The organism is Streptomyces paludis (assembly GCF_003344965.1).
Classification (GTDB): Bacteria; Actinomycetota; Actinomycetes; order Streptomycetales; family Streptomycetaceae; genus Streptomyces; species Streptomyces paludis.
The window spans coordinates 5,869,148-5,894,885 of the sequence record NZ_CP031194.1 but is presented as its reverse complement, the minus strand read 5'-3'; the positions used below and the strand labels follow the sequence as shown (position 1 = coordinate 5,894,885).

At 71.7% G+C, this 25,738-nt stretch carries 22 protein-coding genes and 1 pseudogene; 8 read left to right on the top strand and 15 right to left on the bottom strand.

The features are described 5' to 3' along the window. Window positions 1–2: 2 nt before the first annotated feature. On the bottom strand, window positions 3–1,526 hold the full coding sequence (locus tag DVK44_RS26110) for a gamma-aminobutyraldehyde dehydrogenase (RefSeq protein ID WP_114662453.1): 1,524 nt from the start codon (window positions 1,524–1,526) through the stop codon (window positions 3–5). A gap of 187 nt (window positions 1,527–1,713) precedes the next feature. On the opposite strand from DVK44_RS26110, the gene DVK44_RS26100 reads away from it, so the two are divergent. Next, window positions 1,714–2,364 (top strand): NADAR family protein, encoded by a 651-nt coding sequence (locus DVK44_RS26100; protein WP_114665444.1) that lies wholly within the window; start codon window positions 1,714–1,716, stop codon window positions 2,362–2,364. Here the strand turns inward: DVK44_RS26100 and DVK44_RS26095 are convergent. Next, window positions 2,361–3,152, bottom strand: coding sequence for a DUF4190 domain-containing protein (locus DVK44_RS26095; RefSeq protein ID WP_114662451.1), 792 nt, complete (start codon window positions 3,150–3,152; stop codon window positions 2,361–2,363). The genes DVK44_RS26100 and DVK44_RS26095 overlap by 4 nt on opposite strands. A gap of 160 nt (window positions 3,153–3,312) precedes the next feature. Here DVK44_RS26095 and DVK44_RS26090 point away from each other — a divergent pair, with 160 nt between their 5' ends. Both DVK44_RS26090 and DVK44_RS26085 read left to right on the top strand, forming a co-directional pair. Beyond that, a complete protein-coding gene (locus DVK44_RS26090; RefSeq protein ID WP_114662450.1) occupies window positions 3,313–4,338 on the top strand; it encodes an adenosine deaminase in 1,026 nt (341 codons plus the stop codon). Beyond that, window positions 4,338–5,063 carry a glycerophosphodiester phosphodiesterase gene (locus DVK44_RS26085; RefSeq protein ID WP_114662448.1) on the top strand — a complete coding sequence of 242 codons (726 nt, stop codon included), beginning with the start codon at window positions 4,338–4,340 and terminating at the stop codon, window positions 5,061–5,063. Before DVK44_RS26090 ends, DVK44_RS26085 begins: the two co-directional genes overlap by 1 nt. On the opposite strand, the gene DVK44_RS26080 is transcribed toward DVK44_RS26085, so the two are convergent. Continuing rightward, window positions 5,060–7,564 carry a SpoIIE family protein phosphatase gene (locus DVK44_RS26080; RefSeq protein ID WP_114662446.1) on the bottom strand — a complete coding sequence of 835 codons (2,505 nt, stop codon included), beginning with the start codon at window positions 7,562–7,564 and terminating at the stop codon, window positions 5,060–5,062. The two genes, DVK44_RS26085 and DVK44_RS26080, sit on opposite strands and share 4 nt — an antisense overlap. Before the next feature lie 129 nt (window positions 7,565–7,693). Beyond that, window positions 7,694–9,133, bottom strand: a complete 1,440-nt coding sequence (locus DVK44_RS26075) for a gamma-aminobutyraldehyde dehydrogenase (protein WP_114662444.1) — start codon at window positions 9,131–9,133, stop codon at window positions 7,694–7,696. 192 nt (window positions 9,134–9,325) lie between these two features. Between DVK44_RS26075 and DVK44_RS26070 the strand changes: the two genes are divergently transcribed. The 4 genes from DVK44_RS26070 to DVK44_RS26055 all read left to right on the top strand — a co-directional run bounded on the left by DVK44_RS26070 (window position 9,326) and on the right by DVK44_RS26055 (window position 13,320). Continuing rightward, window positions 9,326–9,808 (top strand): Lrp/AsnC family transcriptional regulator, encoded by a 483-nt coding sequence (locus tag DVK44_RS26070; RefSeq protein WP_114662442.1) that lies wholly within the window; start codon window positions 9,326–9,328, stop codon window positions 9,806–9,808. Continuing rightward, complete coding sequence (locus tag DVK44_RS26065; RefSeq protein ID WP_114662440.1) at window positions 9,793–11,172, top strand: aspartate aminotransferase family protein; 1,380 nt, start codon at window positions 9,793–9,795, stop codon at window positions 11,170–11,172. Before DVK44_RS26070 ends, DVK44_RS26065 begins: the two co-directional genes overlap by 16 nt. 148 nt (window positions 11,173–11,320) lie before the next feature. After that, window positions 11,321–12,049, top strand: a complete 729-nt coding sequence (locus DVK44_RS26060) for an ABC transporter ATP-binding protein (protein WP_114662438.1) — start codon at window positions 11,321–11,323, stop codon at window positions 12,047–12,049. Continuing rightward, a complete protein-coding gene (locus DVK44_RS26055) occupies window positions 12,031–13,320 on the top strand; it encodes a hypothetical protein (RefSeq protein ID WP_114662436.1) in 1,290 nt (429 codons plus the stop codon). Before DVK44_RS26060 ends, DVK44_RS26055 begins: the two co-directional genes overlap by 19 nt. A 79-nt stretch (window positions 13,321–13,399) precedes the next feature. Here the strand turns inward: DVK44_RS26055 and DVK44_RS26050 are convergent, their stop codons facing one another. The 9 genes from DVK44_RS26050 to rpsB all read right to left on the bottom strand — a co-directional run bounded on the left by DVK44_RS26050 (window position 13,400) and on the right by rpsB (window position 23,280). Beyond that, window positions 13,400–14,458 carry an ABC transporter ATP-binding protein gene (locus tag DVK44_RS26050; protein WP_408055358.1) on the bottom strand — a complete coding sequence of 353 codons (1,059 nt, stop codon included), beginning with the start codon at window positions 14,456–14,458 and terminating at the stop codon, window positions 13,400–13,402. Then, entirely contained in the window at window positions 14,458–16,071 is a 1,614-nt protein-coding gene (locus DVK44_RS26045) for an ABC transporter permease (RefSeq protein WP_114662434.1), read from the bottom strand. Before DVK44_RS26045 ends, DVK44_RS26050 begins: the two co-directional genes overlap by 1 nt. A gap of 92 nt (window positions 16,072–16,163) precedes the next feature. Continuing rightward, window positions 16,164–17,273, bottom strand: coding sequence for a thiamine ABC transporter substrate-binding protein (locus tag DVK44_RS26040; protein WP_114665442.1), 1,110 nt, complete (start codon window positions 17,271–17,273; stop codon window positions 16,164–16,166). Between the two features lie 259 nt (window positions 17,274–17,532). Continuing rightward, complete coding sequence (rlmN, locus tag DVK44_RS26035; RefSeq protein WP_114662432.1) at window positions 17,533–18,639, bottom strand: 23S rRNA (adenine(2503)-C(2))-methyltransferase RlmN; 1,107 nt, start codon at window positions 18,637–18,639, stop codon at window positions 17,533–17,535. 115 nt (window positions 18,640–18,754) lie between these two features. After that, window positions 18,755–19,792 (bottom strand): phosphatidate cytidylyltransferase, encoded by a 1,038-nt coding sequence (locus DVK44_RS26030; RefSeq protein WP_114662430.1) that lies wholly within the window; start codon window positions 19,790–19,792, stop codon window positions 18,755–18,757. Then, window positions 19,792–20,349 carry a ribosome recycling factor gene (gene frr / locus DVK44_RS26025; protein WP_114665441.1) on the bottom strand — a complete coding sequence of 186 codons (558 nt, stop codon included), beginning with the start codon at window positions 20,347–20,349 and terminating at the stop codon, window positions 19,792–19,794. Before frr ends, DVK44_RS26030 begins: the two co-directional genes overlap by 1 nt. Before the next feature lie 138 nt (window positions 20,350–20,487). Continuing rightward, window positions 20,488–21,255, bottom strand: a complete 768-nt coding sequence (gene pyrH, locus DVK44_RS26020) for a UMP kinase (RefSeq protein ID WP_181957528.1) — start codon at window positions 21,253–21,255, stop codon at window positions 20,488–20,490. A gap of 159 nt (window positions 21,256–21,414) precedes the next feature. Then, the gene (gene tsf, locus DVK44_RS26015) at window positions 21,415–22,251 is read right to left on the bottom strand and encodes a translation elongation factor Ts (RefSeq protein ID WP_114662426.1); all 837 of its coding nucleotides are present in this window, start codon (window positions 22,249–22,251) and stop codon (window positions 21,415–21,417) included. Window positions 22,252–22,356: 105 nt separating this feature from the next. Beyond that, the gene (gene rpsB / locus DVK44_RS26010; protein WP_114662424.1) at window positions 22,357–23,280 is read right to left on the bottom strand and encodes a 30S ribosomal protein S2; all 924 of its coding nucleotides are present in this window, start codon (window positions 23,278–23,280) and stop codon (window positions 22,357–22,359) included. A 237-nt stretch (window positions 23,281–23,517) separates the two neighbouring features. Here rpsB and DVK44_RS37975 point away from each other — a divergent pair. Next, window positions 23,518–24,081 (top strand): annotated as a pseudogene (locus tag DVK44_RS37975) (peptidoglycan DD-metalloendopeptidase family protein); the annotation flags it as partial. A 138-nt stretch (window positions 24,082–24,219) separates the two neighbouring features. On the opposite strand, the gene DVK44_RS26000 reads toward DVK44_RS37975, so the two are convergent. Next, window positions 24,220–24,759 carry a TetR/AcrR family transcriptional regulator gene (locus DVK44_RS26000; protein ID WP_162794282.1) on the bottom strand — a complete coding sequence of 180 codons (540 nt, stop codon included), beginning with the start codon at window positions 24,757–24,759 and terminating at the stop codon, window positions 24,220–24,222. Window positions 24,760–24,838: 79 nt separating this feature from the next. Next, window positions 24,839–25,675, bottom strand: coding sequence for an RNA polymerase sigma factor WhiG (gene whiG, locus DVK44_RS25995; RefSeq protein WP_114662420.1), 837 nt, complete (start codon window positions 25,673–25,675; stop codon window positions 24,839–24,841). Window positions 25,676–25,738 lie beyond the last annotated feature (63 nt).

Here is a 25,738-nt window from a genome sequence, read left to right as displayed (position 1 = left end):
GATCAAGGACGGTGTCTGTCGCCGAAGACCGTGCGGTGCCAGTCCTTCCTGACCACCGCCGTGTTGTCGTACATCACATGCTTGACCTGCGTGTACTCCTCGAAGGAGTAGGCGGACATGTCCTTGCCGAAGCCGCTGGCCCCGAATCCGCCGTGCGGCATCTCGCTGATGATCGGGATGTGGTCGTTGACCCAGACGCAGCCCGCCGCGATCTCGCGGGTGGCCCGGCCGGCCCGGTAGACATCGCGGGTCCAGGCGGACGCGGCGAGGCCGTACGGGGTGTCGTTGGCGAGCCGGATGCCCTCGTCGTCGGTGTCGAAGGGCAGCACGGTGAGGACGGGCCCGAAGATCTCCGACTGGACGATCTCGCTGTCCTGGGCGGCGCCGGTGACCAGGGTGGGGCGGTAGTAGGCGCCGTCGCTCCAGTCGCCGCCGGGGGCCTCGCCGCCGGTCACCACGCGCGCGTGGCCGCGTGCCCGCTCGACGAAACCGGCGACGCGGTCGCGGTGGGCGTGGGAGACGAGCGGGCCGAGGTCGGTGGCCGGGTCGAAGGGGTCACCGAGGCGTACGGTCCCCATCAGGTCGGCGACCCCGCTGACGAAGGCGTCGTACAGGGGCCGCTGCACATAGGCGCGGGTGGCGGCGGTGCAGTCCTGGCCGCCGTTGATGAGGGACGCGGCGACCGCGCCGTGGACGGCGGCCTCCAGGTCGGCGTCGTCGAAGACGACGAAGGGCGCCTTGCCGCCGAGTTCGAGGTGGAGGCGCTTGGCCCCGGCGGCGGCGATCCCGGCGACGCGCCGGCCGACGGCGGTGGAGCCGGTGAAGGAGACCATGGCGACATCGGGGTGCCCGACGAGGTGCTCCCCGGCGCCGGGTCCGGTCCCGGCGACGATGTTGATCACTCCGTCGGGGAGTCCGGCCTCCTGGGCGGCCCGGGCGAACATCAGTGAGGTCAGCGGGGTGATCTCGGCGGGCTTGAGCACGATGGTGTTGCCGGCGGCGATCGCCGGGAGGATCTTCCAGGCGGCCATCTGGAGCGGGTAGTTCCAGGGCGCGACGGAGCCGACGACCCCGATCGGCTCCCGGCGTACGTACGAGGTGTGGTCGCCGCTGTACTCCCCGGCGGAGGCGCCTTCGAGGCGGCGGGCGGCGCCGGCGAAGAACGCGGTGTTGTCGAGGGTGCCCGGGACGTCGAACTCGGTGGACAGCTTGATCGGCTTGCCGCACTGGAGCGACTCGGCGTACGCGAAGTCCGGGGCCTGGTCCGCCAGGATCTCCGCGAACCGGTGCAGGGCGTCCGAGCGGGTGGCGGGCGTGGCGCCGGCCCAGCCGGGGAAGGCCGCGTGCGCGGCGGCGACGGCGTCGTCCACGTCGTCGGGGCCCGCGGTCGGATAGGTCAGCAGTTCCTCGCCGGTGGCCGGGTTCACGACGGTCTGCGTACGCCCCGAACCGCCGTGCCGCGCCCGCCCGTCGACGAACTGCGCCCCGCTCGCGAAGCGGTCGCGCACCTGGAAGTGGTCGCCCATGCAGCTCTCCGAATGTCGCGGTGGTGGCCCCGGCTCCAATTGAGTGCCGATCCTGACAGAGGCATCCCATCCCAACAAGGGATTCCGTTGTTGCCTTTTGATTACACGACGGATTCGGTCGCCCCCCGGATGCGCTGAACGGGCCCGGCCGGACGCGTTGTCAGTGGTGGGTGCCAGAATCCGGGACATGAACGAGCACACGGGGAGCGGTACGGGGGACGGTGCGGAAAGCGTCGCGGAGGCGCTTGCCGCGGGCGGTGGCACGGCCGGTGCGGGCGGTGGCGTGGCCGGGCTGATCGCGCGCGCGGAGCGGGGTGAGCGGCTGAAGTATCTGCGCTTCTGGGGGCACACGCCCCGGCGGGAGGGCACGCTCGACGTGAGCTGCCTCAGCCAGTGGTGGCCCGCGCCGTTCACCGTGGACGGGGTGGGGTACGCGACGGCGGAGCACTGGATGATGGCGCGCAAGGCCCGCCTCTTCGGGGACGCGGAGGCCGAGCGCGCCGCGCTGACGGCGGCGAATCCGGCGCTGGCGAAGAAGGCCGGGCGGCTGGTGCGCGGTTTCGACGAGGCCGTCTGGGAGCGGGAGCGCTACGCGATCGTGGTGGCCGGCGGGGTCCACAAGTTCGGCCAGGACGCCGCGCTGCGCGGGTTCCTGCTGTCGACGGGCGACCGGATACTCGTCGAGGCCAGCCCGATGGACCGCATCTGGGGCATCGGACTGGCCTCGGACGACGAGCGCGCCCAGGACCCCGCCCGCTGGCGCGGGCTCAATCTGCTGGGCTTCGCGCTGATGGAGACGCGCGAGCGGCTCCGGGCGGAGCCGGGCGCGGAAAGCTAGCGGTCGGCGCCGACGACCAGGGAGGTGGCGAACGGGTCGTCGTCGCTGCTGCCCGAGTTCTCCTCGACATCGGCGATGAAGCCCACGATGGTCAGCCCGATCATCATGGTGCCGATCACGATCCCGACGATGCCCAGGATGATGCCCGCCAGCGCCATACCGCCGTTGGTGGCCTCGCCGCGGCCGGCGCGGCGGCGGCCGATGATGCCGAAGACCAACGCGAGAATGCCGATGACGATGTTCAGGCCCCAGAGGCAGAAGCCCACGACGGAGATGATCCCGAGCACCAGCGCGGCGGTACCGAGACCGTTGGCCGGGGGCTGCTGCCAGGGGTTCTGCCCCTGGCCCGGATAGCCGGGGTAACCGGGCGCGGCCGGGTACGCGGGATAGCCGTAGCCGGGACCGGCGCCCGGACCGGGGCCGGGGCCGGGGCCGGGTCCGTAGGGCGAGCCGGGCTGCTGGAAGCCCTGGGTGGCCTGGGGCGGAATGCCCGGGTAGCCGTACGCGCCGGGCGGCGCCTGGGCCGGACCCCCGGGGGCGGTCGGCGGCGGCGGTACGGCTCCGGACGCGTTCCCGTACGGAGACGGCGGAGTGGGCCCGGCCGCGGGTGCGGCGCCCGGCGCCTGCCCCGCGCCCTGTCCCAGCCCGGGTATGCCGAGGACGGTGTGCTGGTCGTGCACGGATTCGGGCGGGCCCGTCTGCTTGTCCAGCGAGGTCTTCCGCTCCGGCGGCGCCCAGGGATCATGCGGCGCGGAGCCGCCCGACGGCTGCTCGCTCTGGTCTGACATGGGCCTCCCCCATCGTGATTCCCGGTCATGCTACGGCCTGTGCCCCGGGCCGAACCGGCCCAGCCTACGATGTTCCCTGCCCCACACGGTCCCGGGCCCGGACGAGCATGTACGGCGTACCGCCCGCCCGCGCCGTACCCACCGTTCCCGGAGGATTCCGATGACCGACCCGCACCCGTTCATCGCGGGCCTGCCCAAGGCCGAGCTGCATGTCCACCACATCGGATCGGCCTCTCCCCGGATCGTGGCCGAACTGGCCGCCCGGCACCCGGACTCCCAGGTGCCCAGCGACCCCGAAGCGCTCGCCGACTACTTCACCTTCACCGATTTCGCCCACTTCATCACCGTCTATCTCTCCGTCGTCGACCTGATCCGCACCCCCGAGGACGTCCGTCTGCTCACGTTCGAGGTCGCCCGGGACATGGCGCGGCAGAACATCCGCTACGCCGAACTGACCGTGACCCCGTACAGCTCGACCAGCCGGGGCATCCCCGCGCAGGGGTTCATGGAGGCGATCGAGGACGCGCGGAAGGCGGCCGAGGCCGAACTGGGCGTCGTGCTGCGCTGGTGCTTCGACATCCCCGGCGAGGCGGGGCTGCCTGCCGCCGAGGAGACCACGCGGCTCGCGGTGGATCTGCGCCCCGAGGGCCTGGTCTCCTTCGGGCTCGGCGGGCCCGAGATCGGGGTGCCCCGGCCGCAGTTCAAGCCGTACTTCGACCGGGCGATCGCCGCGGGGCTGCACTCCGTACCGCACGCCGGCGAGACGACCGGGCCGGAGACCATCTGGGACGCGCTGCGCGACCTGGGCGCGGAGCGCATCGGCCACGGCACCAGCGCCGTACGGGACCCGGAGCTGCTGGCGCACCTCGCGCGCCACCGCATCCCGCTGGAGGTGTGCCCCACCTCCAACATCGCCACCCGCGCGGTCGCCGACATCGAGGAGCACCCCATCAAGGCGATGGTGGCGGCCGGGGTGACGGTGACCGTCAACAGCGACGACCCGCCGATGTTCGGTACGGACCTCAACCAGGAGTACGCGGTCGCGGCCCGGCTGCTCGGTCTGGACGAGCGCGGTATCGCCGATCTCGCGAAGAACGCCGTGGAGGCGTCCTTCCTGGACGCGGCGGGCAAGAAGACGCTCGCGGCGAAGATCGACACGTACACCGCCGAGTGGCTCGCGCGCTGATGGCGGCGACGGTCGCGACCGAGCGCGCGGTCGTCGCCGTGGGCCACCGCGGCGACCCGTACCGCGCCCGGGAGAACACACTGCCCTCGGTCCGTTCGGCGCGGGAGCGGGGCGCCGGGGCGGTCGAGGTCGATGTGCGGCTCACCCGCGACGGTGTGCCCGTGCTGCTGCACGACGCGTCGCTGGGACGGCTCTGGGGCCATGACCGGCGTCTCGCGGAGGTGACGTACGACGAGCTGTACGAGCTGACGCGCGGCGGTGTGCCGACGCTCCGGGAGGCGCTCGGCGGGGACGGCCGGCTGATGATCGATCTGCCGGGCGCCACCGAGGCGTCGGTCCGTACGGTCATCGGTACGGTGCGCGAGTGCGGCGCCGCCGAGCGCGTCTACTACTGCGCGGGCCCGGGCACGATGCTCGCCGTACGCGCCGCCGATCCGTCGGCCGAGATCGCGATGACCTGGACGACCCTGGCGCCGCCGCGGCCGGCGCTGCTCACGGCGGTCCGGCCGCGCTGGCTCAACTACCGGTTCGGGCTGGTCGGCCGGGCGCTGGTGGAGCGCGACCACCGGGACGGGCTGCTGGTCTCGGCGTGGACGGCGGACACCCGCCGCTCGATGCGCCGGCTGATCGCGTGCGGCGTCGACTCGATCACCACCAACCGGATCGACGTCCTGACCCGCCTCCTCGGCCCAGAAGCCGCACCCACCGGCCCGAACACGCACTAGACATCGGCCAGATGCGTGAGGACCTGCTCGGCCCAGATGGTCTTCCCGGACCCGGTCTGGCGGGTCCCCCAGCTCTGGGTGAGCTGCGCGACCAGCAGCAGCCCGCGGCCACCCTCGTCGAAGGCGTGCGCCCGGCGCAGGTGCGGGGCGGTGCTGCTGCCGTCGGAGACCTCGCAGATGAGGGTACGGTCGCGGATCAGCCGGAGCCGGATGGGCGCGGCGCCGTAGCGGATCGCGTTGGTGACCAGTTCGCTCACCACGAGTTCGGTGACGAACGCGGCGTCCGCCAGCCCCCAGGCGGTCAGCTGCGCCGAGGCGTTCTCCCGGGCGTCCGCCACCTGCGCCGGGTCCCCGGTCAGCTCCCAGGAGACGACCTGGTCGGAGTGGAGCGCGCGGGTACGGGTGACGAGGAGCGCGGCGTCGTCGGTCGGGCGGCCGGGCAGGAGCGTGGTCATCACCCGGTCGCAGAGGGCCTCCAGCGACGGGCACTCCCGCGAGGCCGGTCCCGAAGCCGGGCCCGAGGCAGGTTCCGAAGCCGGTCCCCCGGCCGGCTCCGCCGCCAGGACCGCGCGCAGCCGCTCCAGGCCCGCCTCGACATCGCGGTCCGGGCCGGCGATCAGCCCGTCGGTGCAGAGCGCGAGCACACTGCCCTCGGGCAGCTCCCGTTCGGTGACCTCGAACGGCACGCCCCCGATGCCCAGCGGAGGCCCCACGACGATGTCGAACAGCTCGACGGTGCCGTCCGGGAGCCGGAGCGCGGGCGGCAGATGCCCCGCCGAGGCCATCGCGCAGCGGCGCGAGACCGGGTCGTAGACGGCGTACAGACAGGTGGCGCCCAGCTCGCCGGTGGTCTCGGCGGCCGTCGCGTAACTGTCGTCGTCGGCGAGGTGGCTCACCAGGTCGTCGAGGTGGGTGAGCAGTTCGTCGGGCGGCAGATCCACATCGGCGAGGGTGCGTACGGCGGTACGCAGCCGCCCCATGGAGGCGGAGGCGTGGATTCCGTGGCCGACGACATCACCGACGACGAGCGCCACCCGGTTCCCGGAGAGCGGGATCACATCGAACCAGTCGCCGCCGACCCCGGCGCGGGAGCCGGCGGGCAGATAGCGGGAGGCGACCTCCACGGCGGCCTGGTCCGGCAGCCGCTGGGTGAGCAGGCTGCGCTGGAGGGCGAGCGCCGTGGTGTGTTCCCGGGTGTAGCGGCGGGCGTTGTCGATGCAGACGGCGGCGCGGCCGGCCAGCTCCTCGGCGAGCACCACATCGTCCTGCTCGAAGGGTTCCTGGCGCTGCGCGCGGGTGAGGACGGCCACCCCGAGGGTGATGCCGCGCGCCCGCAGCGGCACGGCCATCAGGGAGTGCACGCCGAGTTCCCCGACCATCTTCGCCCGGGTCGCGTTCTCCCCGATCCACAGGGCGAAGTCGGCGTCGCCCCGCCGGCTGAGCGTGGGCCGGCCCGTGGCCAGACAGCGGGCGGGCGGGGAGGACTCCGGGTAGGTTTCGAGGCCGCCGAGCGCGACGGCGCCGGAGGTGATACGGGGGTCGGCGGCCCGGTGGGCCGCCCGGCGCAGCCGTACGGCGGTGTCGAGCGGTCCCTCGGCCGGTTCGTCGCCCTGGAGTACGGAGTCCAGCAGGTCGACGCTGCTGAAGTCGGCGAGGACGGGCAGGACGAGCTGGGAGAGTTCCTCGGCGGTGCGGACCACGTCCAGCGTGGTGCCGATGGCGGTGCCGGCCTCCTTGAGCAGCAGCAGCCGCTGTCTGGCCCAGTACTGCTCGCTGCTGTCGAACGCCAGCATGGCGACGCCCTGCTGACGGCCGCCGGGGTCCCGGACCGGCCACATGTGGATGTTCCAGGCGTGGACGCGGGAGGAGGTCAGGGCATTGGTGTAGCTCTCGTAGTGCACGGGCCGCCCGGTCCGGTTCACCCGGCGCAGATGCTCCAGGAAGTGCGCGCTGTCGTGGTCGCCGGGGTCGATGGTGTCGGCGAAGTGCCGTCCGCGCAGGTCCTCTTCGCGCATGCCGAGGATCGCGCAGGCGGCGTCGTTGAGCCGGATGTAGCGCTCTTCGGTGTCGAAGGAGGAGAGGGCGACGGGGGCCTGGGCGACGGCCGCGTCCACGGTGAGCGGGTCGGCTCCCGGCGGCTGCGCCATGGCGTTGACGGTCACCACGTACCCCCGGACGGCGCCGTCGGCGGCCAGCAGCGGGCAGGCCACCAGGCCGAGTTCCAGCCGGCCGCCGTCCCGGTGCCGCAGGGCCGCGGTGCCGCGCCACACGTCCGCGCGCCGGAGCGCCGCCACCGCGTCGGCGGCCCCGGCCCGGTCCGTGGCGAGCAGCCGGGCGGCGGGGCGGCCTACGGCGTGCTCGGCCGCGTAGCCGAGAAGAGACGCGGCGCCCTTGCTCCATCCGGTGACGATCCCGCGCGCGTCCACGGTGACGACGGCCGCGGACTCCCGCTCGCGGCGGCCCCTCAGCCCGTCGTGAGAAGTGTTGCCACCCGTGCTCATCGCCCTCGATTCGCCTCCGCGGTCCCCTCACCACCCAGGATGCCCGTATCGCCGGGGGCCAACAAACGCAGCCGGGGAGCGCCCGGCGCCCGCCACCCCGGTCGGTGGCGGGCGTCGGGTCCGGGTGTGTCAGCCGTCGAGGGACGTCATCACGTGCTTGATCCGGGTGTAGTCGTCGAAGCCGTACGCCGAGAGGTCCTTGCCGTAGCCGGACTTCTTGAAGCCGCCGTGCGGCATCTCCGCGACCAGCGGGATGTGGGTGTTGATCCAGACGCAGCCGAAGTCCAGCGACTTGGACATCCGCATGGCACGGCCGTGGTCCTTGGTCCACACCGAGGAGGCGAGCGCGAACTCGACCCCGTTGGCGTACTCCAGGGCCTGGGCCTCGTCCGTGAAGGACTGGACGGTGATGACCGGTCCGAAGACCTCGTTCTGGATGATCTCGTCGTCCTGCCGGAGGCCGGAGACAACGGTCGGGGCGTAGAAGTAGCCCTTGTCACCGACCCGGTGGCCGCCCGCCTCGACCTTGGCGTGGGCGGGCAGCCGCTCGATGAAGCCGGACACCTGCGCGAGCTGGTTGGCGTTGTTGAGCGGGCCGTACAGCACGTCCTCGTCGTCGGCCGCGCCCGTCTTCGTGTCGGCGGCGGCCTTGGCGAGCGCGGTCACGAAGTCGTCGTGGATCGACTCCTGGACCAGGACGCGGGTGGCGGCCGTACAGTCCTGGCCCGCGTTGAAGTAGCCCGCGACCGCGATGTCCTCGACGGCCTTCGCGAGGTCGACGTCCTCGAAGACCACGACCGGCGCCTTGCCGCCCAGCTCCAGATGGACCCGCTTGACGTCCTTGGCCGCCGACCCGGCGACCTGGATGCCGGCCCGGACGGACCCGGTGATGGAGGCCATCGCCGGGGTCGGGTGCTCGACCATCGCGCGCCCGGTGTCCCGGTCGCCGCAGATGACGTTGAAGACGCCCGGGGGCACGATCGCGCCGATGATCTCGGCGATCAGCACGGTCGAGGCGGGGGTGGTGTCCGACGGCTTCAGGACGACGGTGTTGCCCGCGGCGAGGGCCGGGGCGAACTTCCACACGGCCATCATCATCGGGTAGTTCCAGGGCGCGACCTGCGCGCAGACCCCGACCGGCTCGCGGCGGACGATGGAGGTGAGGCCCTCCATGTACTCGCCCGCCGACCGGCCTTCGAGCATCCGGGCCGCGCCCGCGAAGAAGCGGATCTGGTCGACCATCGGCGGGATCTCTTCGGTACGGGTCAGCTCCAGGGGCTTGCCCGTGTTCTCCGACTCCGCGGCGATCAGCTCCTCGGCGCGCTCCTCGAAGGCGTCCGCGATCTTGAGGAGGGCCTTCTGGCGCTCGGCCGGGGTCGAGTCGCGCCAGGCGGGGAAGGCCGCCGCGGCGGCGGCCATCGCGGCGTCGACATCGGCCTCTCGCGAGAGCGGAGAGGTGGCGTACGGCTCGCCCGTGGCCGGGTTGACCACCTCGATCGTGCCGCCCTCCGCGGCGTCCCGGAATTCCCCGTTGATGTAGTTACGCAGCCGGCGCAGCTCGGTGGTCACTGCCATCCCTCCAGTTTCGGTGCACCCGTGTCGATCCCCACGGGCAGGGCAGCCAGCTTATTCCGTCGGTCGACGCTTTCGACAGGCCCGACCCTCCACAACTTCGGATTCGGTGTTATTCGCACCTCACGACAACGAATTTCATCGATACGGGCTTGCGGGACCGACGACTCGCAGTGCACAGTGAACCGCGTGGCCAGCCGTAGCGCAGATTCCAGCGGATCGTCCCAGACGATCGACACCGTCTCCCTCGCCATCATCGAGCAGCTCCAGGAGGACGGACGGCGTCCGTACGCCGCGATCGGCAAGGCCGTCGGCCTCTCCGAGGCGGCTGTGCGCCAGCGCGTACAGAAGCTGATCGACCAGGGCGTGATGCAGATCGTCGCCGTCACCGACCCGCTCACCGTCGGCTTCCGGCGGCAGGCGATGGTCGGCATCAATGTGGAGGGCGACACCGAGTCGGTCGCGGACGCGCTGGCCGCGATGGACGAGTGCGAGTACGTGGTGATGACCGCGGGCTCCTTCGACCTCATGGTGGAAATCGTCTGCGAGGACGACGACCATCTGCTGCGGGTCATCAACAAGCGGATCCGCGCGCTCCCCGGCGTGCGCTCCACCGAGAGCTTCGTCTACCTCAAGCTGAAGAAGCAGACCTACATGTGGGGAACCCGATAGCCGTGAGCAAGGACCTCTCCCAGACCGCGTACGACCACCTGTGGATGCACTTCACCCGCATGTCGTCGTACGAGAACGCGCCCGTGCCCACCATCGTGCGTGGCGAGGGCACCTACATCTACGACGACAAGGGCAAGCGCTACCTCGACGGTCTCTCCGGGCTGTTCGTCGTCAACGCCGGGCACGGCCGTCACGAGCTGGCCGAGACCGCCTACAAGCAGGCGCAGGAGCTGGCCTTCTTCCCGGTGTGGTCGTACGCCCACCCCAAGGCCGTCGAACTGGCCGAGCGGCTCGCGCACTACGCGCCCGGCGACCTCAACAAGGTCTTCTTCACCACCGGCGGCGGCGAAGCGGTCGAGACCGCCTGGAAGCTCGCCAAGCAGTACTTCAAGCTGACCGGCAAGCCCACCAAGTACAAGGTCATATCCCGCGCGGTCGCCTACCACGGCACCCCTCAGGGAGCCCTGTCCATCACCGGACTGCCCGCCCTCAAGGCGCCCTTCGAGCCGCTCGTCCCGGGCGCGCACAAGGTCGTCAACACCAACATCTACCGGGCGCCGATCCACGGGGACGACCCCGAGGCGTACGGCCGCTGGTGCGCCGACCAGATCGAGCAGGAGATCCTCTTCGAGGGCCCCGACACGGTCGCCGCGGTCTTCCTGGAGCCCGTGCAGAACGCGGGCGGCTGCTTCCCGCCGCCGCCCGGCTACTTCCAGCGGGTCCGGGAGATCTGCGACCAGTACGACGTACTGCTCGTCTCCGACGAGGTCATCTGCGCCTTCGGCCGGCTCGGCACGATGTTCGCCTGCGACAAGTTCGACTACGTCCCGGACATGATCACCTGCGCCAAGGGCATGACCTCGGGCTACTCCCCGATCGGCGCGTGCGTCATCTCCGACCGGCTGGCCGAGCCGTTCTATCAGGGCGACAACACCTTCCTGCACGGCTACACGTTCGGCGGCCACCCGGTCTCCGCCGCCGTCGGCCTCGCCAACCTCGACATCTTCGAGCGCGAGGGTCTCAACCAGCATGTCCTCGACAACGAGGGCGCGTTCTTCGACACCCTGAAGAAGCTCCACGACCTGCCGATCGTCGGCGACGTCCGCGGCAACGGCTTCTTCTACGGCATCGAGCTGGTGAAGGACAAGGACACCAAGGAGTCGTTCACGGACGAGGAGACCGAGCGCGTCCTGTACGGCTTCCTCTCCAAGAAGCTGTACGACAGCGGGCTGTACTGCCGCGCCGACGACCGGGGCGACCCGGTGGTGCAGCTGGCGCCGGCGCTCATCTCCGACCAGTCGACGTTCGACGAGATCGAGGGGATCCTGCGCACGGTCCTCGCGGAGGCGTGGACGAAGCTCTGATCCGGCGCCGTCACCGGCACTTCACCCCGGCGGCCCGTTTGCCCTCTTTCGAGTGAGAAGGACGGCATTCGGGCCGTGTGCTGTCCGCACACCCGGTCCCACGTCCCTAGCGTGCCAGGTACGTCAGACCAGAACCGAGGTGTACGCCATGGTGGCCCCGCCGGACAACGACGTGCTCTGGGCGCGTTCCCTGCACTACTCCCACAACGGATCACCCGCCCTCGACGAGGTCTCGCTCGGCGTGCGCGAGGGCGAGATCCTCGCCGTCAACGGACCGCGCGGCAGCGGCAAGACGACCCTGCTGAGATGCCTGTCGGGCCAGCTGGTCCCGCGCGGCGGCGAGGTCTGGTTCAACAGCACGCCCCTCCACACCATGAGCGCCGTGCTCCGCGAACGGCTGCGCCGCGACCGGTTCGGCTGGATCGGCCCCGAGCCGTCCCTCGTCCCCGAGCTGAGCGCCTGGGAGAACGCGGCCCTGCCGCTGCTGATGCGCGGGGCGTCGCACCGGGCCGCCAAGACCGCCGCGATGGAGTGGCTGGAGCGCCTCGACATCGGCCCGTACGCCCGTAAACGTCCCTTCGCGCTGCTCCAGTCGCAGCGGCAGCGGGTCGCCGTCGCCCGCGCCCTCGTCACCGAGCCCGCGGTGCTCTTCGCCGACGAGCCGACCGCTCCGCTGCACCGCACGGACCGGGCCCAGGTGCTCCGCACGCTGACCACCGCGGCCCGTTCGCACCACATCACGGTGGTGCTGGCCACGCTGGACACGGAGGTCGCGACGCTCGCGGACCGTGTGATCACCCTGGTCGACGGCCGCCGTGTCACCGCGGCGCGCCCGTCCGAGGCGGAAGGCCGGGCCGCGTGCTCGCTCTCCGTCTAGGCCGCCGCACCCATCTGCTGATCCAGCTCCGCCGGCTGCTGGTCGCCGCCGCCTCCGCCGGGGTCGGCTTCCTGCTGCTGTGCACGCTGGGCTGGGCCATGGGCCACCCCGCCGGGTCCACGGTACGGCTGCTGTGGTGCCTGATCCCGCTGGCGGCGGCGGTCCAGTTCGCGGTCGCCGTGGCCCGTACAGACCCGAGCGTCCGGCTGCGCGCCGGGCTCTCCGCGGTGGGCCTCGGACCGGCCAGGATGACGGCGCTGGCCGCCGCTTCGACCGCCGTGTCCTGCACGCTGGGGAGCGCCGTCGCGCTGCTCCTCTTCCTCCATCTGCGCGGTGATCTCACCGGGCTGCCGTTCGACGGGGACGCGGCGGAGCTGCTCGCCGCCGGCCGGCCGCTGCCGCTGGGCGCGGCGCTGACGCTGCTCGCGGCGGTGCCCGTACTGGCGACGGCGGCGACGGCGCTGGCGCTGCGGGGGGAACACGCCGAAGCCGGCAGACCCCGCCCCCGGCGCACCGCGCCCGCAGCCGTCTCCACATCCGCGTCCGCGTCCTCCTCCGAGGCAGCAGCGGAGGCGGATACGGCTCCGGAGACGGACACCGCCGTCGCCCCGGCCGCCGACGGCGCGACCCGGCTGCCGCCCGTACGCCCTCCGGCCCCGGCGCCCGCGCCGTCCGGACTGCCCTGGGGCGTGGCGCTCACGGCGGCGGGGCTCGCCGTCGAGACCTACGCGAGCCGGGGCGGCGGCGGCTCCGTACTGCCGCTCCCAGGCCACTTCGACGGCAGTCCGGCCGGGGTGCTGGCGGGCTGGACCCTGACGGCCGTCGGGCTCGCGCTGGCCGGCCCCGGCATCACGTATCTGTGCGGCTGGCTGCTCCAGATCCTGCGCCCGGGCGCGCTCCGGCTGCTGGCCGGCCGCACGCTGATGGCCGAGGCGCGCCGGATCGGCCGGCCGCTGGGCGTGCTGTGCGCGGTGCTCTCCGGGGTGCTCGCCGCGAACTCCCTGTACGGTCCGGGCGACGAACGCCCCTTCGGCCCGCTCACCGCCCTGGGCGCCGTCCTGGTGATCGGCTGTACGGCCGCGACGGTCCTGACGGCCACGCTGGAGGCGCGCCAGAGCCGCGCCGCGATCACCCGGTCGCTGCGCCTGGTCGGCGCCCCGGTCACCCTCGTCCGTACGGCTGCGGCGGTACGGGCGACGGCGATCGTGGCGGTCTTCGCCCCGCTGACCTGGGCGGTGGCCTCGCTGGCGGCGGTCCCGCTGACGAGGTGACCGGGTCGAGGTGACCGTTCCGGGCCGGCCGATGCGCATCGGCCGGCCCGGGGCGGTTCTCCGCGTCGTCCCGGCCGGGTCAGTCCCCGGTGTCGTCCCCGCCCGCCAGCACCACCACATCCTCCGCGGCGAAGGAGACCCCCACCGCGGCCCCCTCGTCCGGCACCTCGCGCAGACCGCATTCGGCCTCGATTGGTGGCCGTCCCCCATCCGGACGCAGCGTCACGGCGACGCGCCCGCCCCGGAACGCCCGCGCCCCGACCGTGCAGCGCAGTCCGCCGGCCGGGTCCCCGAGCCGTACGCCGGCCGGCCGTACCAGCAGCGTCCGCTCGCCCTCCGGGGAGCCGTCCGGTACGGGAACCGGGCCCCAGACCGTGGCGGCCCAGGCGCCCTTCACCGTCGCCGGCACGACATTGTCGAAGCCGAGGAAGCGGGCCACGAAGGCTGAGGCGGGCCGCTGCCAGACCTCCAGCGGGGTGCCGGTCTGGGCGATCCGGCCGTCGCGCATCACCACGACCCGATCGGCGAGCGCGAACGCCTCGCCCTGGTCGTGGGTGACGGCGAGCACGGTCGTCCCGAGCCGTCCGAACAGCCCACGCAGCTCGACCACCAGCCGCTCCCGCAGCCCCCGGTCGAGCTGGCCGAGCGGCTCGTCCAGCATCAACAGCCTGGGGCGCGGCGCGAGCGCCCGCGCCAGGGCGACCCGCTGCTGTTCGCCGCCGGAGAGCGCGGCGACGGCGCGCGGACCGGCGCCGGGCAGTCCGACGAGATCGAGCAGCTCCGCGACCCGGGCGCTCTGCTCGCCGCGCGACGCGCCGCGCATCCGCAGCCCGAAGGCGACGTTGCCGGCCACGTCCCGCTGCGGGAAGAGCTGGTGGTCCTGGAACATCAGCCCCACCCCGCGCCGGTGCACCGGCACCGCCGCCTGGTCCGCGCCGTCGAGCAGCGCCCGCCCGCCGTCCGGGCGCTGGAGTCCGGCGACCACCCGCAGCAGCGTGGACTTGCCGCTGCCGCTCGGGCCGAGCACACAGACGATCTCGTGCTCGGCGATCTCCAGATCCACCGCGTCGAGCGCCGAGCGGGCTCCGGGGCCGGATCCGAACCGTACGGTCACGTCCGACAGGGTCAGCAGGGCCATCAGAATTCTCCGGAGCGGTCGGTACGGATACGTTCCAGCGCCAGCAGCGACACCGCGCACACCACCATCAGGACCGTGGACAGCGCCATCGCCTGCCCGTAGTTCAGCTCACCGGGCCGCCCCAGCAGCCGGGCCACGGCCACCGGCAGCGTCGGCCGGTCGGGGCGGGCGATGAAGACCGTCGCGCCGAACTCGCCCAGGGACACCGCGAACGCGAAGCCCGCCGCGACCAGCAGCGCCCGCCGTACCAGCGGCAGATCGACCTCCCGCCAGGCGCGTACCGGGGACGCGCCGAGCACCGCCGCCGCCTCGCGCAGCCGCGCGTCGACCGCCCGCAGCACGGGCAGCATGGTCCGTACGACGAACGGCACACCGACCAGCGCCTGGGCGAGCGGGACAAGGATCCAGGAGGCCCGCAGATCCAGCGGCGGTTTGTCGAGGGTGATCAGGAAACCGAAGCCGACGGTCACGGCGGAGACCCCCAGCGGCAGCATCAGCAGCGCGTCGAAGCCCCGCACCAGCGGCCCCGCCCGGCGGGTCAGCGCGGCGGCGGCCAGCCCCCCGATCACCAGCGCGATCAAGGTCGCTACCAGCGCGTACCGCAGCGAGTTGCCGACCGCCTCCAGCGGCGGTACGAGGAAGGTGCCGCCGCTCGCCTCCACCGACCCGAGCGCCCGGTAGAAGCCGAGGCCGTACCCGCCGGGTCCGTCGAGGGAGCGTTCGACCAGCACACCGAGCGGCAGCAGGATCAGCAGGGTGACGGATCCGAGGACGCCGCCGAGAAGCGCCCACTGGCCCCGCCCGCGCGGCCGGCCAGCGGTCCGCGCGGGGTCGACCAGCCGCAGGGCGCTCTCCCGGCGCCGTACGGTCCGGGCGTGGACGGCCAGGATCGCGCCGACGGCGGCGAACTGGAGGAGCGTCAGCACGGCGGCGGTGGGCAGGTCGAGCAGTTGCGCGGTCTGCCGGTAGATCTCCACCTCCAGGGTGGAGAAGCCGGGTCCACCGAGGATCTGCACCACGCCGAAGGAGGTGAAGGTGAAGAGGAAGACCATCAGCGCGGCGGCGGCGACGGCCGGCGCGAGCGCGGGCAGGGTCACCCGCCGCCAGGCCGCGAACCGGCCCGCGCCGAGGACCCGCGCGGCCTCCTCCTGGCGCGGGTCGAGCTGCGACCACAGGCCGCCCACGGTCCGTACGACCACCGCGTAGTTGAAGAAGACATGGGCGAGGAGGATGGCCCAGACGGTGGTGTCGAGCCGTATCCCCCACAGCTCGTCCAGCAGCCCCCCGCGCCCGAGCAGCGCGAGGAAGGCCGTACCGACGACGACGGTCGGCAGCACGAACGGCACGGTGACCACCGCGCGCAGCACCGCCTTGCCGGGGAAGTCCAGGCGCGCGAACACATAGGCGCCGGGCAGGGCGATCAGCAGGGTGAGCGCCGTGGAGGCGAGCGCCTGCCAGGTGGTGAACCACAGGACGCCGAGGATGTCCGGGCGGCCGAGCACCGCGGCGAGCCGGCCGAACTGCCAGCCGTCGCCGGTCCTCAGCCCGCGGCCGACGATCGCGGCCACGGGGTAGGCGAAGAAGACGGCGAAGAAGGCGAGGGGCACGGCCATGAGGGCGAGCCGCGGCGCGTGGGCGCGCGCGGCCCGCCGGGCCCGGAGAGCCCACCGGCCCCGGACGGTCCGCTCCGGCCCGGTCGCCCGCGCTACTTCACGACGAGCGAGGACCACGACTGGACCCACTGGTCACGGTTGGCGGCGATCTTCGCGGGGGCGAGGGTCTCCGGCCGCTCGACGGTCGCGCCGAACTCCGTGAACAGGGCGGGCAGCGCGACCCCCTTGACGACGGGGTTCACGAACATGTTCAGCGGCATGTCCGCCTGGAACTTCTCGCTGATGAGGAAGTCCAGCAGGGCCTTGCCCCCGGCCTCGTTCTTCGCGCCCTTGAGCAGCCCGGCGAACTCGATCTGCCGGAAGCAGGTGCCGGTGGCGACGCCGGTGGGGGCGGTCTTGGGCTGCGGATCGGCGTACAGCACCTCGACGGGCGGGCTGGAGGCGTACGAGACGACGAGCGGGCGGTCGCCCTTGGCCTTCTTCCCGCCGGCCGAGCCGGAGAAGTTCTCGTTGTACGCCTGCTCCCAGCCGTCGACGACCTGGACGCCGTTGGCCTTCAGCTTCTTCCAGTAGTCCTGCCAGCCGTCGTCGCCGTAGCGCGCGGCCGTGCCGAGGAGGAAGCCGAGGCCGGGCGAGGAGGTCGCGGCGTTCTCGGTGACGAGCAGGTTCTTGTACGCGGGCTTGACCAGGTCGTCGAAGGACGCGGGCGGCGCGAGCTTCCGGTCGGCGAAGTACTTCTTGTCGTAGTTGACGCAGATGTCGCCGGTGTCGATGGGCGTGACCCGGTGCTGGTCCGCGTCCAGCTGAGCCGCCGCCTCGACCGAGCCGAGGCCCTTCGCCTCGTACGGTGTGAAGATGCCGTTGTCGAGGGCGCGCGAGAGCAGGGTGTTGTCGACGCCGAAGAAGACATCGCCCTGCGGCGAGCCCTTGGTGAGGATCTCCTTGTTGAGGGCCTCGCCCGCGTCCCCGCTCTTGAGGACCTTGACCGTGTAGCCGGTCTGCGCGGTGAACGCCTTCAGCACGGCGGGGGAGGCGTTGAACGAGTCGTGGCTGACGAGGGTGACGGTCTTCGACCCCTTGCCGCCGGAGCCTCCGTCACCGCTTCCGCCGGCGCTGTCGGACCCGCCGCAGGCGGCGAGCGCCGAGACACCGAGCGCGGCCGCGAGTGCGACGGCGGCCAGTCTGACGGGGCTGTTCCTGATGGTGCTCACTGGTGTTTTCCTCCTGGGATGTCCAGGAGAAGACGCGGCCCTGCCCCGGTGTCCGGCGGGACCGGAACCGGGGCAGGGCGCAACAGCTTGAGTGGTGTCCGAACTTCCTACCCAGAATGACCTGGGCAAGGTTCAGAGGGTCTGCGACCGCCGTCCGCTTCCACGGATACGTGCCGCACTCTCAGCGCTGTGGCGCTCCCCTGTCGGAAAATAGCAATGCGTTTCGGCCCAAGGTTACCCTCCGGCCGTACTACCGCTCCGAGGCGGCCAGCTGTCCGCACGCCCCGTCGATCTCCTGGCCCCGGGTGTCCCGTACGGTCACGGGCACGCCATGGGCGGCGATCGCCTCGACGAACTTCTTCTCGTCCTCCGGGCGCGAGGCCGTCCACTTGGAGCCGGGCGTCGGGTTGAGCGGGATCAGATTGACGTGCACGCGCTTGCCCTTGAGCAGCCGGCCCAGCCGGTCGCCGCGCCACGCCTGGTCGTTGATGTCCCGGATCAGGGCATACTCGATGGAGATACGGCGGCCGGACTTCTCCGCGTACTCCCAGGCGGCGTCCAGCACCTCCGCTACGTTCCAGCGGGTGTTGACCGGGACGAGGGTGTCGCGCAGCTCGTCGTCCGGCGCGTGCAGGGACACGGCGAGGCGGCACTTGAAGCCCTCGTCCGCGAAGCGCAGCATCGCCGGCACGAGACCGACCGTGGAGACCGTGATCCCGCGCTGGGAGATACCCAGCCCGTCCGGCTCGGGGTCGGTCAGCCGGCGGATCGCGCCGACGACCCGCCGGTAGTTGGCGAGCGGCTCGCCCATCCCCATGAAGACGATGTTCGAGAGCCGCGCGGGCCCGCCGGGGACCTCGCCGTCGCGCAGGGCCCGCATCCCGTCGACGATCTGGTGCACGATCTCGGCCGTGGAGAGGTTCCGGTCGAGACCTGCCTGTCCGGTGGCGCAGAACGGGCAGTTCATCCCGCAGCCGGCCTGGGACGAGATGCACATCGTGACCCGGTCCGGGTAGCGCATCAACACGGACTCGACCAGGGTGCCGTCGTGCAGCCGCCAGAGCGTCTTGCGGGTGGTGTCGTCGTCGCAGGAGATGTGCCGCACCACCGACATCAGGTCCGGCAGCAGCTCCGCCGCGAGCCGCTGCCGCGCGGCGGCCGGGATATCGGTCCACTGCTCGGGGTCGTGGGCGTACCGCGCGAAGTAGTGCTGCGACAGCTGCTTGGCGCGGAACGCCTTCTCGCCGATCGCGGTGACGGCCTCGCGGCGCTCGTCGGGGGTGAGGTCGGCGAGATGCCGCGGGGGCTTCTTGGCTCCGCGGGGCGCGACGAAAGTGAGTTCTCCAGGTACAGGCATGGTCCGTCCAGTGTCGCAGACGTACGAAGGGGGCCCGCCGTCCTGTGGACAACGAACCCCCCGGGCCGCTCGGCCCCTGGTCGGGGACCGGTCCGGCCCCGGTCAGGGCTCCTGGTCAGGAGCCGACGAAGAGCACCAGCAGCAGCCAGACCACCGGAGCGGTCGGCAGCAGGGAGTCGAGCCGGTCCATGATGCCGCCGTGGCCCGGCAGCAGGGTGCCCATGTCCTTGATGCCGAGGTCCCGCTTGATCATGGACTCGCCCAGGTCGCCCAGCGTGGCACTGGCCGCGACCGCCAGGCCCAGCAGGAGCCCCTGCCACCAGTAGCCGCCGTCGATCAGGTACTCCATCAGGAGCGCGCCGGCCACCATGGCGAAGAGGACTGCGCCGCCCAGACCCTCCCGGGTCTTGCCGGGGCTGATCCGGGGCGCCAGCTTGTGGGTGCCGAAGCGCCAGCCGACGGCGTACGCGCCCGTGTCGCTGACGACGGTCAGCACCAGGAACATCAGCACGCGCTGCGGTCCGTCGTCCGCCGTGAGCATCAGCGCGACGAAGGTCGCCAGGAACGGCACGTAGAACGCGGCGAAGACCCCCGCGGTCACATCCCGCAGATAGCCCTCGGGCGGCTGTGTCATACGCCAGACCAGCACCGCGAGCCCGGTGAGCGCCATGGCGGCCCAGGCGCCCTCGGGGCCGCGCGCGTAACCGGCGACGACCATCGCGGCGCCGCCGACGGCCAGCGGTACGAGCGGGGCCTTGATGCCCTTCTTCTCGTCCAGCCGCGAGGTCAGCTCCCAGAGCCCGATGACCACCGCGACCGCTATGACGCCGATGAAGACGGCCTTGACGATGAAGAGGGACGCCGCGACCACCGCGCCGAGTCCGACGCCGACTCCTATGGCCGCCCGCAGGTCACGGCCGGCCCGCTTCTTCTGCGGTGGCGGGGGCGATGACGGGACGGCCATGGGCTCCTGCGGAGGATCGTCACGGAGTTCGGCATGGGATTCGTCGCCGAATCCGTCGGGCACGATGGGCATGGGCCGAGTCTGCTGTGCGGACTGCCCGTCGTACGCGGGACCCGCCGGGGCGGCCCCCTGGTCGGTCGGTCCCCAGTAACCGGCTGTCGGCGGGGCCCCCCGGGAAGAGTCGTTCATCAGACCTCTAGCAGCTCGGCTTCCTTGTGCTTGAGCAGCTCGTCCACCTGCGCGACGTACTTCGCGGTGGTGTCGTCCAGCTCCTTCTCCGCGCGACGGCCCTCGTCCTCGCCGACCTCGCCGTCCTTGACCAGCTTGTCGATGGTCTCCTTGGCCTTGCGGCGCACGGCGCGGATCGAGATCTTGGAGTCCTCGGCCTTGGTCTTGGCGACCTTGATGAACTCCTTGCGGCGGTCCTGGGTCAGCTCCGGGAACGTGACGCGGATGATGTTGCCGTCGTTGCTCGGGTTCACACCGAGGTCGGAGTCACGGATCGCCTGCTCGATATTGCGCAGCGCGCTCTTGTCGAACGGGGTCACCACGGCCATCCGCGCCTCGGGCACGGCGAACGAGGCGAGCTGGTTGATCGGGGTCAGGGCACCGTAGTAGTCCGCCACGATCTTGTTGAACATCGCCGGGTGCGCGCGCCCGGTACGGATCGCGGCGAAGTCGTCCTTGGCGACTACGACGGCCTTCTCCATCTTCTCCTCGGCCTCAAGGAGGGTCTCTTCGATCACCACTTGCTCCTGCGTGTCTTTGAGTGGCCCGGCGCGTCTCGGCCGGCGGATCCTGCGTCGCGTCCTGTCCTGCACGGTCTCCGACCGGACAGGCTTTGTCCATCCCCGTGCGGGGCGGCCCGGGCGGCCGACCTGTGGTCAGTCGCGGGTGCCCTGGTCGCTCACGAGTGTGCCGATCTTCTCACCCTTGACCGCGCGCGCGATATTGCCCTCGGTCAGCAATTCGAAGACCAGGATCGGCAGTTTGTTGTCCTGGCACAGCGTGATGGCGGTCATGTCGGCGACCCGCAGATCACCGGCGATCACCTCGCTGTACTCCAGCGCGTCGAACTTCACCGCGGCCGGGTTGGTCTTGGGGTCGGAGTCGTACACCCCGTCCACCCCGTTCTTCCCCATCAGCAGCGCCTCGGCGTCGATCTCCAGGGCGCGCTGGGCGGCGGTCGTGTCGGTGGAGAAGTACGGCATGCCCATGCCGGCGCCGAAGATGACGACCCGGCCCTTCTCCAGATGGCGCACGGCCCGCAGCGGGATGTACGGCTCCGCGACCTGGCCCATGGTGATGGCCGTCTGGACGCGGGAGTCGATGCCCTCCTTCTCCAGGAAGTCCTGGAGGGCCAGGCAGTTCATCACCGTACCGAGCATGCCCATGTAGTCGGAGCGCGCCCGGTCCATGCCGCGCTGCTGGAGTTCGGCGCCGCGGAAGAAGTTGCCGCCGCCGATGACGACCGCGATCTGGGCGCCGTCCCGGACGACGGCGGCGATCTCGCGGGCCACGGCGTGGACGACGTCGGGGTCGACGCCGAGCGCGCCCCGGCCGGCGAACGCCTCACCGGACAGCTTCAGCATGAAACGTCCGTGCTTCGTGCTGTGCTTCGTGCCCTCGTCGCTGTGGTCGGCCTGATTCATGGAGATCTCCTCGTGCACATACGAAGAAGGCCATTGCCGGGGGGTCCTTGCGGTTCCCTGTACGGCAATGGCCTCCTCGTCAGATCTGCGATCGTCCGGCGCGTGACGCGGACGACTGCCTCAGACCCTATCGGGGTCTTAGGTTGATCGCGTACGGACTCAGACGCCGACCTTGATGCGCGTGAAGCGCTCCAGGGCGACACCGGCCTCGTCCAGCACCTTCTGGACGGACTTCTTGTTGTCCTTCGCGAACGCCTGCTCCAGGACGACGATGTCCTTGAAGAAGCCGTTGACGCGACCCTCGATGATCTTCGGAAGGGCGGCCTCGGGCTTGCCCTCCTCACGCGAGGTGGCCTCGGCGACGCGGCGCTCGTTCTCGACCGTCTCGGCCGGGACCTCGTCGCGGTTCAGGTACTTCGGCGCGAAGGCGGCGATGTGCTGCGCGACGTCCTTGGCAACCTCGGCGTTCTCCTTGTCCAGCTGGACGAGGACGCCGACCTGCGGCGGGAGGTCGGGCATCGTGCGGTGCATGTACGCGGCCACGTAACCGCCGGTGAACTGCGCGAAGCGGTCCAGGACGATCTTCTCGCCGAGGTTGGCGTTGGCCTCGTCGACGTAGGCCTGTACGGTCTTGCCGGCCTCGATCTCGGAGGCGAGCAGCGCGGCCAGGTCGGCCGGGGAGGTCGCGGCGACATGCGCGGCGATCGCACCGGCGACGGCCTGGAACTTCTCGCCCTTGGCGACGAAGTCCGTCTCGCACTTCAGCTCGACCAGCACACCGGAGGTGTGGTCGTCGGCGATGAGGGAGACGACGGCGCCGTTCTCGGCCGAACGGCCTTCGCGCTTGGCGACGCCCTTCTGACCCTTGACGCGGAGCAGCTCGACGGCCTTGTCGACGTTGCCGTCGGCCTCGTCCAGCGCCTTCTTGCAGTCCATCATGCCGACACCGGTCAGCTCGCGGAGCTTCTTGACATCAGCGGCGGTGAAGTTCGCCATGATCTGTAATTCTCTCTCGAAGGTCTGAAAGATCTACGGGTTGACGGCGGAGGCCCAGCTCCTGTCCGGGTGGGCCCCCGCCGTCGACTGCCGAACCGGTGAAGGTCAGGCCTGCTCGGCGTCCGCGGCCGGGGCGGCCTCGGCGGCGGGTGCCTCGGCGGCCGGCGCCTCGGTCTCGGCGACAGCCGGGGCCTCGGTCTCGGCGGCAGCGGCGGCCGGAGCCTCGGCGGGCTTCTCGGCGTCGTCCTTCTTCTCACCCTCGAGAAGGTCGCGCTCCCACTCGGCGAGGGGCTCGCCGGCGGCCTTCTCGCCCGGCTTCGAGTCGCCGGTGGCGACGCCGGAGCGGGCGATGAGGCCCTCGGCGACGGCGTCGGCGATCACGCGGGTGAGCAGGGTGACGGAGCGGATCGCGTCGTCGTTGCCCGGGATCTTGTAGTCGACCTCGTCGGGGTCGCAGTTGGTGTCGAGGATCGCGACGACCGGGATGTGGAGCTTGCGCGCCTCACCGACGGCGATGTGCTCCTTCTTGGTGTCGACGATCCAGACGGCGCTGGGCACCTTCTGCATCTCGCGGATACCACCGAGGGTCTTCTCCAGCTTGGCCTTCTCGCGGGAGAGGACCAGCAGCTCCTTCTTGGTGAGGCCGGAGGCGGCCACGTCCTCGAAGTCGATGAGCTCAAGCTCCTTCAGACGCTGAAGGCGCTTGTAGACGGTGGAGAAGTTGGTGAGCATGCCGCCCAGCCAGCGCTGGTTGACGTAGGGCATGCCCACGCGCGTCGCCTGCTCGGCGATGGCTTCCTGGGCCTGCTTCTTCGTACCGACGAACATGATGGAGCCGCCGTGGGCGACGGTCTCCTTGACGAACTCGTAGGCGCGGTCGATGTACGACAGCGACTGGAGCAGGTCGATGATGTAAATGCCGTTGCGCTCCGTGAAGATGAAACGCTTCATCTTCGGGTTCCAGCGGCGGGTCTGGTGACCGAAGTGGACGCCGCTTTCCAGCAGCTCCCGCATCGTGACGACGGCCATGGCCGTACTCCTTGAGGTACTCGGTTGTCGCGTCCGCCGGACGGCAGTCGCGCCTGACGCCCCGGTCGCGCTGTGCCGCGGAGGACCGAGAAGCGCTGTCATCGGCGACAAGAGGCCGATGGCGGGGCGTGCGAAGTCGATCCGGTGGCCCGGATCGCCACATGAAGTGTACGGGACCTTCGCACCCCCGGGTGACGGAGCTGTCCACAACCGGTCGGTACTCCACAGAACCGGGCCATGATCCGCGCGCTCCCGGCGGTCCGCGCGAGGGTGTGGGGCATGACCACTGTCCGTGTTCCCGGGCTTCCCGCACGCCGGTCGGCCCCCACCGTAACCCTCGTCCTCACCTTGACCTTCGCGCTCACCCTCACCCTCGCCCTCGGCTTCACAGCCGGCCTCGCGCCGCTGTCACGGCACACCGCGTCGGCCGCCTCGGCGGACCGCGCGGACCCGGCGGACCCGGCGGCGCCCGCGGACCGGGTCCCCGACGGGCGCCGCGTCTGGCCGGTGGGCCCGCCGCCCGTGGTGGAGCGCGGCTGGCGGCCACCCGCGTCGGCGTACGGCCCGGGGCACCGCGGGGTGGATCTCGCCGCCCGCGCGGGCACTCCGGTACGGGCCGCCGCGGCCGGCCGGGTCTCCTTCGCGGGCCGGGTCGCGGGCCGTGGGGTCGTCTCGATCACCCTGTCCGGCACCGGCGACCCTCCGCTGCGTATCACCTACGAGCCGGTGGAACCGCTGGTGGCGAAGGGGGACGAGGTGGGGCCGGGCCTGCCGGTCGGCACGGTGGCGGCGGGTCCCTCGCACTGCGCGACGGGCTGCCTCCACTGGGGACTGCTGCGGGGCAGGGTCTATCTCAACCCGCTGTCACTGCTGCGCCGGGGCCCGTCGCGGCTGCTTCCGGTACGGGGTGTGCCCGAGCCCGGGCCGGTCGCGCGGGTCTCAGCCCCGTACGCCGCGCAGCGCCATGGAGACCGCCGCCTCGACGATCTCCGGCGGCACCTCGGCCGCGCCGAGTTCGATACGGCGGACCGCCGCGTCCACGATGCCCTGGAGGAGCATCGCGGCGAGCCGGGGGTGGTCGTGGCCCAGTTCGGCCAGCGCCTCGACGATCATCGCGATCAGCCCGCCGTGCGCGGCCCGGATCTTCTCCCGGGCGCCCGCGTCCAGCTCGCTCGCGGAGATGGCGACGACAGCGCGGTGGCGCCGGTCGCCGACCAGCGCGAGCTGGGTGCGGACATACGCCTCGATCTTGGCGTCGGGGGTGTCCTCGGCGTCCATCGCCGCCTCCACCTCGGCCGCCCAGACCGGGAAGTCGACCGCGCACAGCTCTTCCACGACGGCCGCGCGGGAGCGGAAGTACTCGTAGACGGAGGAGCGGGCGAGACCCGTGCGCTCGGCGAGGGCGGGGAAGGTCAGCGCCTCCGTACCACCTTCGGACAGCAGGGAGCGCGCGGCGTCCAGCAGGGCGCCTCGTTGCATGGTCCGGTGCTCGGCCACGGAGGCCGCTCGAATCCTGGGCACACCACTACTCTACGGATCCGGTCGCGGCGGCACAGCGTCAGCGTCCGACGTCGGCCAGCTTCGCCCGGAGCTGGAGCACGGACTTTGTGTGGATCTGGCTGACCCTGCTCTCGGTCACCCCGAGGACATGGCCGATCTCGGCGAGGGTGAGACCCTCGTAGTAGTAGAGCGTGACCACGGTCTTCTCCCGGTGCGGGAGGGTGTTGATGGCGCGTGCCAGCAGCCGCCGCAGCTCACGGTCCTCGGCGACCTCCACCGGATTGTCGGCGGCGGTGTCCTCCAGGGTGTCCATCAGGCTGAGCCGGTCGCCGCCCTCGCCGCCGACATGCAGCAGCTCCTCCAGCGCCACGACGTTCGCCAGGGACAACTGGCTGAAAACCGAGTGAAGTTCCTCCAGCGTGATGGTCATCTCCGCGGCCACCTCGCCCTCCGAGGGCGTCCGCCGCAGCTGCGCCTCCAGCGTGGCGTAGGCCCGCTCGACCGCTCTCGCCTTCTGCCGCACGGAGCGCGGGATCCAGTCCAGGGCGCGCAGTTCGTCGATCATGGCACCGCGGATCCGGGTGATCGCGTACGTCTCGAACTTGATCGACCGCTCGATGTCGAACTTCTCGATGGCGTCGATGAGTCCGAAGACCCCGGAGGAGACGAAGTCGGCCTGCTCGACATTGGACGGCAGCCCGACGCTCACCCGGCCGGCGACATACTTCACCAGCGGCGAGTAGTGCAGGATCAACTGCTCGCGCAACCGCCCGTCGCCCGTGGCCTTGTACGACCGCCACAGCTCGTCGAGCGACGAGGGCGCGGGGGGCCGCACGCCGCTCCGGGCAGCCGGGGGCGCTGCCGCGCGGTCAGACCCGGAGGTGTGCTGGGGCATGCGTCGCCTTGAGCCGTTCTGCCGTGAAGTGTGGGGGCGTGGGGTGCGGGAGGGGTGCGGGTG

What these genes read in the sequence shown, in the direction of transcription:
- DVK44_RS26110 (WP_114662453.1), bottom strand. Translation starts at nt 1,526, where the DNA reads ATGGGCGACCACTTCCAGGTGCGCGACCGCTTCGCGAGCGGGGCGCAG.
- DVK44_RS26100 (WP_114665444.1), top strand. Translation starts at nt 1,714, where the DNA reads ATGAACGAGCACACGGGGAGCGGTACGGGGGACGGTGCGGAAAGCGTC.
- DVK44_RS26095 (WP_114662451.1), bottom strand. Translation starts at nt 3,152, where the DNA reads ATGTCAGACCAGAGCGAGCAGCCGTCGGGCGGCTCCGCGCCGCATGAT.
- DVK44_RS26090 (WP_114662450.1), top strand. Translation starts at nt 3,313, where the DNA reads ATGACCGACCCGCACCCGTTCATCGCGGGCCTGCCCAAGGCCGAGCTG.
- DVK44_RS26085 (WP_114662448.1), top strand. Translation starts at nt 4,338, where the DNA reads ATGGCGGCGACGGTCGCGACCGAGCGCGCGGTCGTCGCCGTGGGCCAC.
- DVK44_RS26080 (WP_114662446.1), bottom strand. Translation starts at nt 7,564, where the DNA reads ATGAGCACGGGTGGCAACACTTCTCACGACGGGCTGAGGGGCCGCCGC.
- DVK44_RS26060 (WP_114662438.1), top strand. Translation starts at nt 11,321, where the DNA reads ATGGTGGCCCCGCCGGACAACGACGTGCTCTGGGCGCGTTCCCTGCAC.
- DVK44_RS26050 (WP_408055358.1), bottom strand. Translation starts at nt 14,458, where the DNA reads ATGGCCCTGCTGACCCTGTCGGACGTGACCGTACGGTTCGGATCCGGC.
- DVK44_RS26045 (WP_114662434.1), bottom strand. Translation starts at nt 16,071, where the DNA reads ATGGCCGTGCCCCTCGCCTTCTTCGCCGTCTTCTTCGCCTACCCCGTG.
- rlmN (WP_114662432.1), bottom strand. Translation starts at nt 18,639, where the DNA reads ATGCCTGTACCTGGAGAACTCACTTTCGTCGCGCCCCGCGGAGCCAAG.
- DVK44_RS26030 (WP_114662430.1), bottom strand. Translation starts at nt 19,792, where the DNA reads ATGAACGACTCTTCCCGGGGGGCCCCGCCGACAGCCGGTTACTGGGGA.
- pyrH (WP_181957528.1), bottom strand. Translation starts at nt 21,255, where the DNA reads ATGAATCAGGCCGACCACAGCGACGAGGGCACGAAGCACAGCACGAAG.
- tsf (WP_114662426.1), bottom strand. Translation starts at nt 22,251, where the DNA reads ATGGCGAACTTCACCGCCGCTGATGTCAAGAAGCTCCGCGAGCTGACC.
- rpsB (WP_114662424.1), bottom strand. Translation starts at nt 23,280, where the DNA reads ATGGCCGTCGTCACGATGCGGGAGCTGCTGGAAAGCGGCGTCCACTTC.
- DVK44_RS26000 (WP_162794282.1), bottom strand. Translation starts at nt 24,759, where the DNA reads ATGCAACGAGGCGCCCTGCTGGACGCCGCGCGCTCCCTGCTGTCCGAA.
- whiG (WP_114662420.1), bottom strand. Translation starts at nt 25,675, where the DNA reads ATGCCCCAGCACACCTCCGGGTCTGACCGCGCGGCAGCGCCCCCGGCT.